At 37.4% G+C, this 13779-nt stretch carries 16 protein-coding genes and 1 tRNA gene; 13 read left to right on the plus strand and 4 right to left on the minus strand.

Annotated elements, in window-relative coordinates; genetic code table 11:
• Positions 1-16: 16 nt before the first annotated feature.
• The 8 genes from KKC46_13675 to KKC46_13710 all read left to right on the plus strand — a co-directional run bounded on the left by KKC46_13675 (position 17) and on the right by KKC46_13710 (position 4478).
• The gene (locus KKC46_13675) at positions 17-721 is read left to right on the plus strand and encodes a hypothetical protein (GenBank protein ID MBU1054857.1); all 705 of its coding nucleotides are present in this window, start codon (positions 17-19) and stop codon (positions 719-721) included.
• Positions 722-941: 220 nt separating this feature from the next.
• Complete coding sequence (locus KKC46_13680; protein ID MBU1054858.1) at positions 942-1706, plus strand: hypothetical protein; 765 nt, start codon at positions 942-944, stop codon at positions 1704-1706.
• Positions 1690-1965: a hypothetical protein gene (locus KKC46_13685; GenBank protein MBU1054859.1), complete on the plus strand. Its 276-nt coding sequence runs from the start codon at positions 1690-1692 to the stop codon at positions 1963-1965. The genes KKC46_13680 and KKC46_13685 overlap by 17 nt, the downstream gene beginning before the upstream one ends.
• A 21-nt stretch (positions 1966-1986) precedes the next feature.
• Positions 1987-2319, plus strand: coding sequence for a hypothetical protein (locus KKC46_13690; GenBank protein ID MBU1054860.1), 333 nt, complete (start codon positions 1987-1989; stop codon positions 2317-2319).
• Between the two features lie 701 nt (positions 2320-3020).
• A complete protein-coding gene (locus KKC46_13695) occupies positions 3021-3302 on the plus strand; it encodes a hypothetical protein (GenBank protein MBU1054861.1) in 282 nt (93 codons plus the stop codon).
• 3 nt (positions 3303-3305) lie between these two features.
• Positions 3306-3497, plus strand: a complete 192-nt coding sequence (locus tag KKC46_13700; GenBank protein MBU1054862.1) for a hypothetical protein — start codon at positions 3306-3308, stop codon at positions 3495-3497.
• Between the two features lie 313 nt (positions 3498-3810).
• Positions 3811-4125, plus strand: a complete 315-nt coding sequence (locus KKC46_13705) for a hypothetical protein (GenBank protein ID MBU1054863.1) — start codon at positions 3811-3813, stop codon at positions 4123-4125.
• 53 nt (positions 4126-4178) lie between these two features.
• Positions 4179-4478, plus strand: a complete 300-nt coding sequence (locus KKC46_13710) for a hypothetical protein (GenBank protein ID MBU1054864.1) — start codon at positions 4179-4181, stop codon at positions 4476-4478.
• Positions 4479-4569: 91 nt separating this feature from the next.
• Here KKC46_13710 and KKC46_13715 read toward each other — a convergent pair whose 3' ends face one another.
• The 3 genes from KKC46_13715 to KKC46_13725 all read right to left on the minus strand — a co-directional run bounded on the left by KKC46_13715 (position 4570) and on the right by KKC46_13725 (position 5189).
• On the minus strand, positions 4570-4776 hold the full coding sequence (locus KKC46_13715) for a type II toxin-antitoxin system HicA family toxin (GenBank protein MBU1054865.1): 207 nt from the start codon (positions 4774-4776) through the stop codon (positions 4570-4572).
• Complete coding sequence (locus tag KKC46_13720) at positions 4773-4976, minus strand: type II toxin-antitoxin system HicB family antitoxin (GenBank protein ID MBU1054866.1); 204 nt, start codon at positions 4974-4976, stop codon at positions 4773-4775. The genes KKC46_13715 and KKC46_13720 overlap by 4 nt, the downstream gene beginning before the upstream one ends.
• 137 nt (positions 4977-5113) lie before the next feature.
• Positions 5114-5189: transfer RNA gene (locus KKC46_13725), tRNA-Arg, on the minus strand.
• 839 nt (positions 5190-6028) lie between these two features.
• Here KKC46_13725 and KKC46_13730 point away from each other — a divergent pair.
• From KKC46_13730 to yedF, 3 genes are all read left to right on the plus strand, one after another.
• The gene (locus tag KKC46_13730) at positions 6029-7306 is read left to right on the plus strand and encodes a 2-hydroxyacyl-CoA dehydratase family protein (protein ID MBU1054867.1); all 1278 of its coding nucleotides are present in this window, start codon (positions 6029-6031) and stop codon (positions 7304-7306) included.
• Between the two features lie 159 nt (positions 7307-7465).
• Positions 7466-8515, plus strand: a complete 1050-nt coding sequence (selD, locus tag KKC46_13735; GenBank protein ID MBU1054868.1) for a selenide, water dikinase SelD — start codon at positions 7466-7468, stop codon at positions 8513-8515.
• Between the two features lie 21 nt (positions 8516-8536).
• Positions 8537-9130 carry a sulfurtransferase-like selenium metabolism protein YedF gene (gene yedF, locus KKC46_13740; protein ID MBU1054869.1) on the plus strand — a complete coding sequence of 198 codons (594 nt, stop codon included), beginning with the start codon at positions 8537-8539 and terminating at the stop codon, positions 9128-9130.
• A gap of 20 nt (positions 9131-9150) precedes the next feature.
• On the opposite strand, the gene KKC46_13745 is transcribed toward yedF, so the two are convergent.
• A complete protein-coding gene (locus KKC46_13745; GenBank protein MBU1054870.1) occupies positions 9151-10947 on the minus strand; it encodes a KamA family radical SAM protein in 1797 nt (598 codons plus the stop codon).
• Between the two features lie 154 nt (positions 10948-11101).
• Between KKC46_13745 and KKC46_13750 the strand changes: the two genes are divergently transcribed.
• The gene (locus KKC46_13750) at positions 11102-12928 is read left to right on the plus strand and encodes a PAS domain S-box protein (GenBank protein ID MBU1054871.1); all 1827 of its coding nucleotides are present in this window, start codon (positions 11102-11104) and stop codon (positions 12926-12928) included.
• Positions 12929-13187: 259 nt separating this feature from the next.
• Positions 13188-13757 carry a response regulator gene (locus tag KKC46_13755; GenBank protein ID MBU1054872.1) on the plus strand — a complete coding sequence of 190 codons (570 nt, stop codon included), beginning with the start codon at positions 13188-13190 and terminating at the stop codon, positions 13755-13757.
• Positions 13758-13779: the final 22 nt, after the last annotated feature.

Below are 13779 nucleotides of genomic sequence, written 5' to 3' on the forward strand. Positions count from 1 at the left end.
AAAAGGAGATTAAAACATGGAAAATTTGGCTAAAGAGCAAGGAAAAGAAAAACAAGATGTTGTTTTAATTGGGGCAAAAGAAATCGAAAAACAACTTGATCGGAGTTTTATAAACCTACATACATTAGTATTGGTTTATGATTTCCCGATGAAAAAAGAAAATGGTGTTTGGGTTTTAAATATGAGTGAATTCTCTGATTGGGTTAAGAAATGGGGGGGCGGATTGCCTTTCAATAAAATTACAAGTGAACTTTTGTATGCCCAGAAAAAATATTTTAATATTATGGCGTTGCCTGAAGAAAAGAGAAAATTAACCGGCATAAAAGAAATTGAAAAATTTATGCGAAAAGAAGCGTGTGATTTATTGGATCTAAAAAGAGATTTTGGTTTTCCGATGGTTAGCGAGAAAGGGATATGTGTCTTGTCAGTTGATGAATTGTACAAATGGATGGACGGGTGGAATATCAAAAGCCATCTGGATATTTCTTCTTCCAAGATTTTTCCGCTTTGGATGGAGAGAAAAGCAGCTAATGAGCCTGATAAATTTATAAGAGGTGATGTAAATAAAATTTGTGATTTTTTAAAAATCGCTCCATGTACGTTTATAGACTATCGTAGAGACTACGACACCTGTCCGATTAAAAAAATCCCTGGAACAGATAATCAGTATGAAGTAAGCAAAAAAGACTGGATAAAATTTTGTAATTATCTCGCAGTTTGAGATGCCAGAAGCTAAAAAGAATGCCCTTAACATGGAGAACAGGCCTTACTATAGATGATTAAGAAAAAACGGAATGGATGTTTTAGAAAGAGTTTGTCTGTAAACCTTGACTCATCTGGCAGGGGTTTTTATTATCCAAAAATCCCTGTCTTTCTCAAGGTGGGTGGTTATGAATATGTAGCCACTCACCCCTATACTGTTTAACAAAAAGGATATATTAATGAATGCAAAGCGCATCGCTTATCATGAAGCCGGACATGCTCTTATCGGCTGGTATTATGGATTTCGCATAGGAAAGGTCACTATTAATCCTCCGCTGGAAATAGCTCAAAAGGATGGTGTAAGCGGCTTATGCGAGATGTTTCCTTTTTTTAGTGGACATACTGAACTGGTAGCTAAAGAGGATTTGTTGTCAGCGGAAAAAGTATATTTTGGAATTGCAGGCCGGGTTGCAGATGATCTGTTTTATCCCAAGGAATCTTTTGCTTCCGGAAAGGATTTTGAAAATATAGTTCAAATGCTGCCAAGTAATAAAATAACTCTACAGATGCATGAATTCGACCTGAAAAAAAACTCAATAGAAGACTTTTACAGACGCTTTAAGAACCCAGTAGCAAAGATTATGAGATCCCGTAAAGGAAAGAAGGCTTTGAAGGCATTATCTTCTTCATTACTTCGTGCCGGCACAATAAGCGGAGCTGAAGCAGTATCCATTCTTGAAAAAGCTTGGGGCAAGCCTGCGCCGGTAAAGTCAAAGCCGTCAGAAGATCATATGTCTATAACAAGTAAAGGGCCAAAAACATATAATGACGCGTTACGAAGCCTGGAAGCTTTTCTTGCTATAATGCTCAGAGATATAAACCATGTCCGTTTCGATCTTGAAGACCATGAACAAAATCATATCAATAATATTCGGCACTTTTTGCTTATTTCAAAAGAGATATTAAAAAATAAACCAGATACCTCTCATGCACAAACAAAATGAAATAGAAAGAATCGATATAGTAAGCTACTTAAATGAAGAGCCTTCTTTAAGAACGGGTAACCTTGGCCTTTGGTTTCGGGTTTTCATTGACTGCTTTTTTACTATTCGGGATGGCGGAGATCCGGAAGATGTAAAAAGTGCCTTGGCTTTTTTTGCGGAAGATAATTTATACTTCGATATTTTAGCAAATGAACTGGGATATGACGCAAATTTTCTTAGAAGTCGTGTTTTTAAGGCGCTGAATATGGAAAAAATATAGATTGATTATATAGGAGTATTCATGACAGTCGTAACAAAAGCAGATATAGAAAACACTATCGTTTCTCTTCACAATGCTTTTACGAAAGAGCTTCTTGATAAAACCGAACAAGAATTAGAGGAAAGCTGGTTTTTCAAATTTAACCCAGATACTTCGCTTTCTGCAAATATTTATCATTTTCATGACAACCTTGAGTTGTATGGTTATTTTTGCAGTCAGTGGGAAGAAGAAAAAAATGGGAGCTGTTGTATCGTTGAACGTGTTAGGGATAAGTACTTAATGCCGAAAATTAATAAGTTTGCTGAACAGATAACCAATCATTTCACAAGCAGCCTAAAAATAGACCACTTGTGAACTCGAGGTTGTTAGAAAGTCAAAAAACGGCCTGAAACCAGCCTTGCTATACCATTAACCGGCACAAAAAGTGCTTTCTCAGCGGTTCTCAGACAGTCGTTTTTTTAGGCAGAATTCTTTATTATTAGGAAGATAAACGAAGGGTTACAAATTACTTCTTTTTAGTTTTATTTTTTGTTTTTTCGTAGCGCTCAAGGGAATCTTCAATTAGTCGGCGCATAGCTTCAGATTGCGAATTAATACGATTTTCAAAACGGAAATCGCCTATGCGCTGAATGAGATCATCATTTAATATTAACAAGATTTTTGGCTTATCGGTCGGCATGAAAAATATATAATTCATTTTTTTTTATAAATCAATATAAAAAATATATTGACAATCCCTTATATAATATATATAAGGGATATAACTTCTCAAAAAGGCGGAATAAAATGCACTATTATTTTAAAATTAAATTTTCCCTGAAGATTCCTGCAGCGGTGACGTTGCAGGTTGGATGCTGCTTCCAGAGAGAGATCTTCAGGGATTTTTTATAAAGGAAAGTGAAGAATTGAATCGGTATTTTGAGGAGGAATTTAAAAAACAATAAATGTATTTTGGCAAAATTGGCCGTGGAATCCAATCACATGAGGCTTAGTGGGTTCTTTATATCCTTCTATGTTCCACGGTCATTTAAAAAAGGAGTGAAAAATTTTGAAAAATGACTACCATTTTAAAAACCGATAATAATCATATAAGCTCTATCATCGCTTTTGACGGCAATCTATTGTTGAGCATTGAGGATGCCTGCAAGGTATCGGATATAAGCCTTGATTATGCCATATCGGCTCTTATTTGCGATAACCATGAGATCCGGACATTGAACGGCAATAAATATACAGATGAGGCTGGTATAAAGATTCTTAAAAAAACAAAACACCTTTTCATGAGATCCGGAAATCCGGCAAACAATGCAATTCAACTATGTTCCGGAATGAAATAAACAATGGTTAGGGGAAAAAAGAATCAGTTGGGTAAAATGATGTCGGAAAGTAATGAGCGGATGGAAAAGGCAAAAAAGATAGAAGATGTTAAAGGCCTTGAATTACAGCAAAAAGAATTTGAGTTACAAATTAACTTATTGAATTTAATAATTCAATATATACTACTTCCCGATTTTCTAAAAGAAAGCAATTAAAACATACTTAAGAAAAAAGCTCAATATGAAAAAAACAGAAAGCGCATGCGGCCGGAAGGAAAAAACCGGTAACTGATAGAAGCAAAACAATATTGGTTTTGAATATCAAACAACAACGAAAGATTAAGGAGGTATCCAATAAATGACGGTCTCGTAAAAAGTCGGAAAATCAAAAAATCGTCTTTATAACATACTGTAATTATTAAGTGCGATTTTCAATAAATTGCCATTTTTGAACTTTTTACGAATTCATCAATAAATCAAAGGCCGCACAATTACTAAAAGCACAGACAACCAGGAGAGAGGCAAAAAAATGCAAAAATCAAATATGCTATATATGAAAATGGAATTATTAAGCACGAGATTATTATTACTTGGTTGTGATTTTATTAAGTTATCTCATGACCCTTCTCTTCCATCATGCCTCTATGAAAAAGTTAGAGGTATGATGGAAAAATACGAATATATTGAAAAAATTTTTTGGCAAATAATAGATATACCAAATGAAAAATTTTCAGAACGTGTAATTAGTTTAGAAAGAAGTTTTGATAATCATAAGAAGCGAAAGAGTGACTGCCTGGGCAATGTTAAAAATAATAATATTATTAAATTCCCAAAGAGAAAGTGAGACATTAATAAATAAGAAAATATACTATTTTATTATTGGGAGGATAAAATATAATGAGGCTTTGTAACTCAATACCAGGAAAAGAAGGTTTTGATATGGAAGATCTAAACAGTTGGGGTCTATATAATATCAAAAAATTAATTGAGCTAATGAATGAAACATTAGCTGAGAAACCATTTATTAATGATAGCATTGGTCCGAAAGGGAAAGAGCGGCTTGAATGGATATGTTTTTGCTTGGATGACAAGATTGAAGAAATAGAGGAATGTTTCATACGTTATCTTAATTATGTTAATGATCTTGAGGATAAATTAAAGGTTCTTGAAAATAAGAATAAAGCGGTTCTGGAATAAAAACAAAGGCTGCTGGTACCAGTGGAAAACTCTTTTCTTGATTAGTTTTATTCCATCCTTCACCACAGCCTTTTTTTTAAAAAAATAAATATCACAACTCATTTTCATCAATCCCGGCAACTTTCATAAAGTGCCTCAATAAACCTATCTTAAGCGGATTATTCCCATGTATGGGTACGGAAATCCTAACCGGCTTTCCTTCTTTTACATAAACATGATGACTTCCTTTTGTTCGCCGTAATTCCCAACCTTTCTTCTCAAGTAGTTTTGCAAAATCCTTTCCTGAAACGGCTTTCAAACTGCTATCTCCATAACCTTATCTTTCCCTGTCAATTTGATAGCCTCGATATCCACAGACAAGCAAGCTTCCACGGCCTCATAAATGTTTTCCAGGAGTTCGTCAAAAGTATCTCCCTGTGTGGCACATCCGGGAATAGAAGGGACTTCGGCCCAAAAGCCACCCTCTTCCGCTTCATGAATAATTGTTTTTAGTTTCATTATAGCACCTCATGTTTTTTTATATATACAAGTTAAGAGGAGTAAATCAAATTTGTCAAGAAATATGAAAAAGGTAGCTATGGGGTATCAATCAAAAATCAGATAAAAATAAAATTGTTTTAACATCCTGTATTTATTGGTACCCCCGGCAGGAATCGGACCTGCGGCCAATGGATTAGGAATCCATTGCTCTATCCACTGAGCTACGGGGGCATTAAATAAAGTGTGAGTATAAATTTATATGTTGCCTACCAGATAAAAAAAATAATTTCAATAGTTAAAAGTCTATGAATTATAAAATTTTCATTAATATTTATCTGTTTTCAAGCTTACTTTATAATAAAGGAGCGTCAGAAAAATAAAACGGTATATCTGCACATCCAAAAACGAATGCTGACAAGAGAATTGTTACAAGTGTGAGCCAGTTTCAAAACGCCCCATTTTGGCCGATCTTAAGCGTTGGGCTCAAATTTTAATCCTCGAAATACCCAATGTATTCCTGTGGTTAAAATTTTATCCCGCCTTGAGCTTGACCAAACTGAAACGTTTTGAAAGTGGCTCGCGTGGTTTTGATATTCATCTTACGGCCTCCCCTGAAACTGTAACTGTTGCTAACACGCCCAAATAGTATCATAGCCAGTCTTCCTGGATGAAAACATCAACCAGAGCAGTGCGCCAGGAGCTTTGGAAAGTGCATCAGCATAGGCACGCTCTGTACGAGAATTATACAATATTGGGAAAAATAACTGAAAGATCGTTCCGCGGGCCTTACCGTCAACCCGTCCCAGTTTCTCCATGTTTTCAGAAGATTTTGGGACAATCAATGTTCTTTGGGATGCACAACCCACTGTGAAGGGTAGGGCAGGAATAGTTATTGTTTAGCTGTCATCATTAAGATTTTCTATAAATTACACCTATAAATATTAGCACTATCTATTTGACATGCAGATGATATCGGTGAGAGGGATATCATAAGTATAGTATATTTGAAAAGTATTACCCTTTGCGAAATTTATTAAAAAACCATGCTTTTGGGGCTAAAGGAGTGAAAAATGAGCGAAGATTACCGTGATATGTGGAAGAATCTGGGGCTTGATCTTGATGCCCATGATATGTTGCTTGGGGTTTTGGGAAAAGCGTATCGTGATATTTATGCAGCGCAAAAAAACCGGCCTCAAAATATGGGGTATTTCGATTTTGTTATGAGTGAAGTACATGGTTTGCGGATAAAAGAGCTTTTGGATGAAAAAGAAGCCGGGCGAAAAATCATCGGATCATACTGTGTATTTGTGCCGGAAGAAATTGTATTAGCTGCCAATGCCACTCTGGTAGGGCTTTGCTCCGGTGCTGACTTTGCAATGGAAGAAGTGGAAAAATATTTGCCGAGAAATACTTGCGCACTTATTAAATCCGCATTCGGGTTTAAGCTCGGCAAGGTCTGTCCATATCTGGAAAGCGCCGATATGGTTGTTGGCGAAAACACCTGTGACGGTAAAAAGAAAGCATATGAATCATTAAGCTCTCTTGTTGAAAACCTTTATGTAATGGATTTGCCCCAGATGAAATCAGTGCAGGGCAGGGCGCTTTTAAAAGCTGAATACTACCGGTTTAAAGCAGCTGTTGAAAATCTTACAGGAGTATCCATTACCACAGAATCCTTGCAACAGGCTATTCGGACTGTAAATGCCAAAAGAAGCGCCATACATCGGCTTTTGGCTCTGCGCAAAGCCGATCCGGCGCCCATATCCGGATTGGATGCGCTTTTGGCAAACCAGGTTTCTTTCTATGATAATCCAGCTCGGTTTACTCAGTCTGTCAATAAGATCTGTGATGAATTGGAAGTCAGAATCAAAGAGAATAAAGGTGTTTTCCCGAAAAAGACCCCCCGTATTCTTGTTTCAGGATGTCCACAGGCTGTGCCCAACTGGAAGCTTTCCTCTATAGTGGAAACCTCAGGCGCTGTTATTGTGGGAGAAGAATCCTGTGTTGGTGAAAGAGGTGTGCGCAATCTGACGGATGAATCCGGTAAAACGGTTGACGAAATGATTGAAGACATTGTGGATCGCTATTACAAAATCGATTGCGCAGTTTTTTCGCCGAATAAAGAACGCCTGGATCATATCCGGGAAATGGTAGCTACACACAAGGCGGACGGGGTGGTCCTCTACGGTTTGCAATTTTGCCAGCCATATATCATGGAATCCATGCCTATTGAAAAAGTTCTTGAAAATGACAACATTCCGGTACTCAGTATAGAAACCGATTACAGTATGGAGGATGCAGGGCAGTTAAAAACAAGGATTGAAGCTTTTCTTGAAATGTTAGGTTAAAATACTATAATATGTTATGCAGGAATTGATATCGGATTTCGTACAATAGAACTTGTAGTTAATGAGTTATTATGCCCTTTTACTGGCTAATATTATTTGAAGTGTGTTATGATTGCGATCAAACTGGAATAATGCAGGGCTCTTAAAGGAGATATTTGATTGGAAGACAAAAAGAAATTACGTCTTACTGAAACGGTTACAGGCGCTGGTTGAGCGTCTAAACTTGCGCCAGGGGACCTGGACAGAGCATTGTGCGGAATGGTGTTTCCAACAAACGAAAATGTTTTGGTAGGCTTGGACCGGGCAGATGATGCTGGTGTTTACAAAGTTTCAGATGATCTGGCGTTAATCCAGACAGTGGACTTTTTTACACCTATTGTAGATGATCCTTACTGGTTTGGTCAAATTGCTGCTGCCAATGCTCTTAGTGATGTTTATGCTATGGGTGGAACACCTAAAACAGCCATGAACCTGGTCGGCTTTCCGATCAAGACCATGGATATAGATGTTCTGCGTCAAATAATCCAGGGCGGCCTTGATAAGCTTACGGAAGCAGGTACAGTACTTGTTGGCGGTCACAGTATTGAGGATAAGGAATTAAAATACGGCTTATCAGTCATGGGATTTGTGCATCCCAAGCGGGTGCTTACAAAGAATAATCTGAAAGCAGGAGACTGTTTGATTCTGACAAAGCCTCTTGGTACAGGCATTATAAATACTGCCATAAAAGGTGGACTTGCATCCAACGAACTTATTGATACTGTAACCCGGCTTATGGCAACTTTAAACCGCGATGCCGCAGAAGTTATGATGGAGTTTCCGGTTCATGCCTGTACGGATATTACCGGTTTCGGGCTTCTTGGACATATGGCTGAGATGGTGATTGGCTCGGGCCTGGGTATTCATATCCAGGCAAACAGTGTGCCGGTCTTAAAAGAAGCATTAGAATATGCCGCTATGGGAATGATACCTGGCGGAATGCATAAAAACCGGAAGTTCCGGGAGCATATAGTAGATATTTCATCTTCTGTGGATATTTTGCTTCAGGATGTTTTTTTTGATCCTCAGACATCCGGCGGTTTACTGATCTGTGTTGCTGCTGATAGCGCCAAAGAGCTTCTTGATCGGTTGCAAGAAAAAGGGATCTTACAAGCTGCCATGATCGGAGAAGTTACAACGGAACCTGGAGAAAAAATTAAAATTACATGAAGAAATTGTGAGGGAGAATCAATGAAAAAAGAAATAGATGCCCGCGGCCTTTCCTGCCCGGCACCGGTACTTCAAACCAAAGCCGCTATAGAAACCGAAGGTGTAAAAGAAATTGAGGTTATGGTTGATAATGAAGCAGCCAGTCAGAATGTAAGCAGATTTTTGGAAAATCAGGGTTTTAAAACCTTTGTTAAGCAAAAAGATACGGATTTTATTGTAGCCGGAACCAGTGAAGAACAAAAGTTGCCGAAAAAAGAAAAACAATCCGGGAGCAGTGAAAAAAAAATAATGGTTATGGTGGCAACAGACAGAATGGGTTATGGAGATGACGAACTTGGTAAAAAACTTGTTGTAAATTTTATCAAGACCTTAAAAGAGATGGGTAAAGAGCTTTGGAGGCTTGTATTTGTAAACAATGGAGTAAAACTGACTATAGATGGATCAGCTGCTCTTAACGCATTAAAAGAGCTGGAAGAAAGCGGCATTACTATACTTGTGTGTGGGACATGTCTTGATCATTTCAAGCTGCTTGAAAAAAAGAAAGTTGGTGAGACTACCAACATGCTTGATATAGTTACAGCTATGCAATTAGCAGATAAGGTGATTAATATTTGATGGACTTGTGAAAAGACCGGTCAAAAATAATACCAGATTGTGTTGTAATTATCCGGATCTTCGCCAACATCTTCAAGCCTGCAAAGATAGTCAAGAATAGGTACATCCTGTCCTATGTAAGTTGAAAGTGTTTTTGTAATATTTTTTTCCCATGGATGAAACTGATAAAGGCGTGAGCCGTCCGGCAGTATGGAAAGAAGATCGCGATGCTGAACAGCCCTAAGGTAGTTCTTGCCCATGCCAGGCACATTATAAACTGCTTCATCCGTTCGGACCAGGCCCGGAAATAAACGTGTCTCTTCTTTTTGTTCCTGAAGCAGGCGTGCTATCGGCACCCTGTATTCAATAGTTTCTTCCTTGCCCTTGGTGTTGAAAGTATAATATGGTTCTATGCCACAATTGGTAAGAGTTTTTCTTAAAAATGCTGCTTCAAAACGCCTTGAAACATAAAATGTATATACTAGCTGGTTAAAAACCGGGATACCCCTGGTTTTTAGTTTTTCAATTGCTGCAAGTGTTTCAGGAGTAAGCTCATATGCGTGCTGTACATGAGTAACAACGGCAACTTGCCTTTTTCCTGGAATCCGGTATTTGGCCAGAATATCCGCAAGTGTTTCTGTTAGCCGCATGGGAGCTGTTACCAATGTTCTGGTGCCTATACGAATGCGTTCAACTGAAGGTATGTCAGCTATCAATGAAATTATACGGTCTATATCATAATCATTCATTCCAAAAGGATCACCGCCGGTAATCAGAACTTCTTGGATGGCCGGATGTGCTTTAATCCATGATACTGCTTCCATAATTTTTTGATCCGATGCCAAAGCACCAGGCATCATTGCATCTTCGATTTCCCAGTTTCTCTGGCAATAAACACAGATTTGAGGGCATGTATTAAAAGGTTTAAAAATGCAGATTTCCGGATATCTGCGGGTTATAAGATCTATAGGAGATGTATCACTTTCACACATAAAATCAAAGCAGGATTTATCTTTATCATCTCTTAATGCAAGCTGTTCTATATATGTTGAAGGTGGAATAACCTGGGCTCTGATAGAGCGGTCTCTTCCCGAATCAGGATCATCATCCATAAGAGAAAGATAATAGGGAGTAATTCCAAAAGGTATTTTATTTTTTCTTACTTTTTCAATAGCAGCAGCTTCATCCGGAGTCAGATTTAACAGATTTTTAATCTGATTAACATCACGTAAAACATTTTGAAACTGCCAGCGCCAGTCAAACCAGTTTTCAGGTGTTGCTCCGAGTTTTTGAAGAATATGTTTTTTGCGCATACTGCGACGATTGACTGAATCTTCGTTTAAGCCATCCGTGTATTTACTTGTTTGTCTGTACATTTCCACAGAAAGAGCATCCAGTTGGTCGCTTCGCTCAAGAGCAGCTTCCCGTCCTTCTAAACAGCTGGGTTCCAGATAAGAATCTGCAAAAAGCGGATTAGGGCCTTTTCCTTGTAAACCTAAAAACAGATAAAGTATTTCAGCATAAAATGCCGGAGAAAGATCAGGTCGCGGAACTTTATGGGCTATATCATAAATTGCCTGGGATATGGAGAATTGCGCTTTATCTTCCGACTGACGGATAAATGCCCTGTTGATGGCTCGGGCACAATCCCTGACGCGAATAATTCTGTTTTCGCTTGATAAATCATCATCATCAAACATTTCATAATGCATGGTATGAACATAATCGGCAATTTCAAGCCTGAATTCATCAAGTGTTGCGGCCTTTTTTGCAATTTCAAAAGGTTGTGGTATTTCCGACAACAGATATTCAGGGCAATATTTACTGATATCAATCATTTTTGTATCCTTAAAATATTTTATAATACCTTAATATTGTAAATAGCATATTCTGTGTTAAGATATACTTGTATGATACGATAATGTCAAGAAAGAGAAAGCTTTATATAACATTGGTCATCAATTATTAATATGCTTATCTTAAAGGAAAAACATGGATTACGAAAAGCAGAAGTTAAATGCAATTCTTGATAATCTGGAAGACGGAATTTATGTAATTGCCCAGGATTTTACAATAGAGTTTATGAATCTAAGCATGGTTCGTATGTTTGGTAATGGTGTAGGCAAAAAATGTTATAAGATAATTAATGACAGTAATGATATCTGCCCATGGTGCACTGTGAAAGGTCAAGACCGAACTTTAAACGAAGAAGAGTTTCGGCAGGAGCTTTATATTCCAAAAATTGATAAAACTTTTATGGTAAAGAAAATATCATTGAAAAATTCAGATTGTACGTTTTCAAGCGTGTTTATCTATCGGGATATTACTTACCGTAAACAGCATGAAGCCATATTAAAAGCATCCGTTGAAGACTATCGTAATTTGTTTGAGCATGTAGGAGTTGGTGTATATATCAGCACAAAGGATGGTAAGTTTATGGATGCAAATCAGGGTATACTCGATATGCTGGGATATTCAGGCAAAGAAGAATTCTTAAAAATTAATATCATTACTGATCTTTATACTCACCCTGATGATAGGCGAGAGTTTCAGAAAATGATAGAAAGAGATGGGCGTGTTATAGATTATGAGGCAATTTTTAAGCGAAAAGATAAAAGCTCCATTCCGGTTTTGATGACAAGCCATGTCAGGTATGACCTTAATGGTAATATCGTAGGGTATGAGGGAATAGTTGTTGATCAATCCCACCGGTTTGAGATGGAAAGAAGACTTAAAGAAGCATGGGATTTTATGAACAAGATTATTCAGAATTCACCTGATGCAATAATAGCTGCCGATATTAAGGGCAATATTATTATATGGAATCGGGCAGCAGAAGACATGCTTGGATATCCGGCCAGCGAAGTAATAGGTAAAATGAATATAAGTAAAATTTATCCTGAAGACATGGCACATAAAATCATGAAGATGATACGCAGCCCTGAACATGGCGGTGTCGGAATGTTCCGTTCTCAACCCGTGCATTATGTACGTAAGGATGGAAAGACTATTGAAGGCAATTTGTCTGCTGCCATGATTTATGATGATAATGGTAATGAGGCTACAACTGTAGGATCATTTGTTGATATTACCGAACGGATTGAGATGGAGCACACGCTAAGAGATACACGCGAACAACTCTTGCAGTCGGAAAAGCTGGCTGCAATGGGACGCCTTACATCACAGATAGCACATGAGCTTAATAATCCTCTTTATGGAATTATGAATACACTTGAATTGTTAAAAACGGAAATTTCGCCTGAAAATAAAAGGCGAAAATTGCTGGAAATGTCACTTTCGGAAATTGTCCGGCTTGCAGAAATGCTTCGCAAAATGCTGTCTTTTTCCAAGCCCGAGTATGAGGAAAAGAAACCTGTGGATGTAAATGTTATAATAGATGAAATAATGATGCTTTATGAGAAACAATTCCAGGAAAACAGCATAAAAATAAAGACGGAATTCGATAATAAAATAAATAAAGTAATAGCATCAACTAACCAGTTACGTCAGGTTTTTTTAAACATGGTTTCAAATGCAAAGGATGCAATGGTAGATGGTGGTACATTTACAGTTAAGACTTTTGAGTCAAATGGATTTGTTAACATACAGTTTGCAGATACAGGTGGCGGAATATTGGAAGAAAATATGGATAAAATTTTTGACAGTTTTTTTACTACAAAGCCCAGCGTAAAAGGGGTCGGGCTTGGGTTATCCGTCTGCTATGGGTTTATACAGGATCATGGCGGTGACATAAAGGTAAAAAGCGCCCCCGGCGAAGGAGCACAGTTTACAATTTTGCTGCCTGTAAAACAGGGCTAAGATGAGCCATATAAACTATAATAACTAAAATAAATATAATATAGGAACATTGCAAGTATCAAGCCGGTTACTTGCAATCAATTATTAGTATAAAATACAATATATTATATATATTTATAATTTTTTTATAAAAATTTCTTGACAAAGATATAATTCTGCAATTAATATAATAATCAAAAAGCTCTAATTCGACCTTCTTCACTCCATTTCAGCAGAGTATTCCAAGGGGCAAAAAGCTCGCAAAAAAAGGAGTCCCTATATGGATGACATATTCACAGTATATCAAGCTGGCAAGTATTGCAGAGTATCATCTAAAACCATTATAAACTGGATCGATGCAGGATATTTCAAGGCTTATAAAACTCCGGGAGGACATCGCCGTATCAGCATAAATGACCTTGAAACATTTATGCTAAAACAAGGAATTCCGATTCCTGAAAAAGAGACAAAAGATAGCCGCAAAAGAATTCTTGTGGTTGATGATGATCCCATAATTGTTGAATCAATTGTGCAATCGCTGGAAGAAGATGAAAATGACTATGAGGTTATCTCTGCATCTGACGGATTTGAGGCAGGTCTCCAGGTCAATCATTTTAAGCCTCATCTCTTAATTCTTGATATCATGATGCCTGATATCAAGGGAAATGAGGTATGCAAAATGATAAAGAGTAATGATGAAACTAAAAATACCAAAATTATAGTTTTGTCAGCATATCTTGATGAAGAAAAATTTAATCAGATGAAAAAATACGGTGCCGATGTCTGCTTTTCCAAACCTTTTCCTCTTGCTCAATTAAAAACCGAAGTAGCGCGATTGCTTGGATCGTAAGAATATAGTGTAGTATTCTTAA

Source organism: Pseudomonadota bacterium (assembly GCA_018817425.1).
Lineage (GTDB): Bacteria > Desulfobacterota > Desulfobacteria > Desulfobacterales > RPRI01 > RPRI01.

Coding starts and splice junctions, on each gene's coding strand:
- KKC46_13675 (MBU1054857.1), top strand. CDS start 17: ATGGAAAATTTGGCTAAAGAGCAAGGAAAAGAAAAACAAGATGTTGTT.
- KKC46_13680 (MBU1054858.1), top strand. CDS start 942: ATGAATGCAAAGCGCATCGCTTATCATGAAGCCGGACATGCTCTTATC.
- KKC46_13685 (MBU1054859.1), top strand. CDS start 1,690: ATGCACAAACAAAATGAAATAGAAAGAATCGATATAGTAAGCTACTTA.
- KKC46_13690 (MBU1054860.1), top strand. CDS start 1,987: ATGACAGTCGTAACAAAAGCAGATATAGAAAACACTATCGTTTCTCTT.
- KKC46_13695 (MBU1054861.1), top strand. CDS start 3,021: ATGACTACCATTTTAAAAACCGATAATAATCATATAAGCTCTATCATC.
- KKC46_13700 (MBU1054862.1), top strand. CDS start 3,306: ATGGTTAGGGGAAAAAAGAATCAGTTGGGTAAAATGATGTCGGAAAGT.
- KKC46_13705 (MBU1054863.1), top strand. CDS start 3,811: ATGCAAAAATCAAATATGCTATATATGAAAATGGAATTATTAAGCACG.
- KKC46_13710 (MBU1054864.1), top strand. CDS start 4,179: ATGAGGCTTTGTAACTCAATACCAGGAAAAGAAGGTTTTGATATGGAA.
- KKC46_13720 (MBU1054866.1), bottom strand. CDS start 4,976: ATGAAACTAAAAACAATTATTCATGAAGCGGAAGAGGGTGGCTTTTGG.
- KKC46_13730 (MBU1054867.1), top strand. CDS start 6,029: ATGAGCGAAGATTACCGTGATATGTGGAAGAATCTGGGGCTTGATCTT.
- yedF (MBU1054869.1), top strand. CDS start 8,537: ATGAAAAAAGAAATAGATGCCCGCGGCCTTTCCTGCCCGGCACCGGTA.
- KKC46_13745 (MBU1054870.1), bottom strand. CDS start 10,947: ATGATTGATATCAGTAAATATTGCCCTGAATATCTGTTGTCGGAAATA.
- KKC46_13750 (MBU1054871.1), top strand. CDS start 11,102: ATGGATTACGAAAAGCAGAAGTTAAATGCAATTCTTGATAATCTGGAA.
- KKC46_13755 (MBU1054872.1), top strand. CDS start 13,188: ATGGATGACATATTCACAGTATATCAAGCTGGCAAGTATTGCAGAGTA.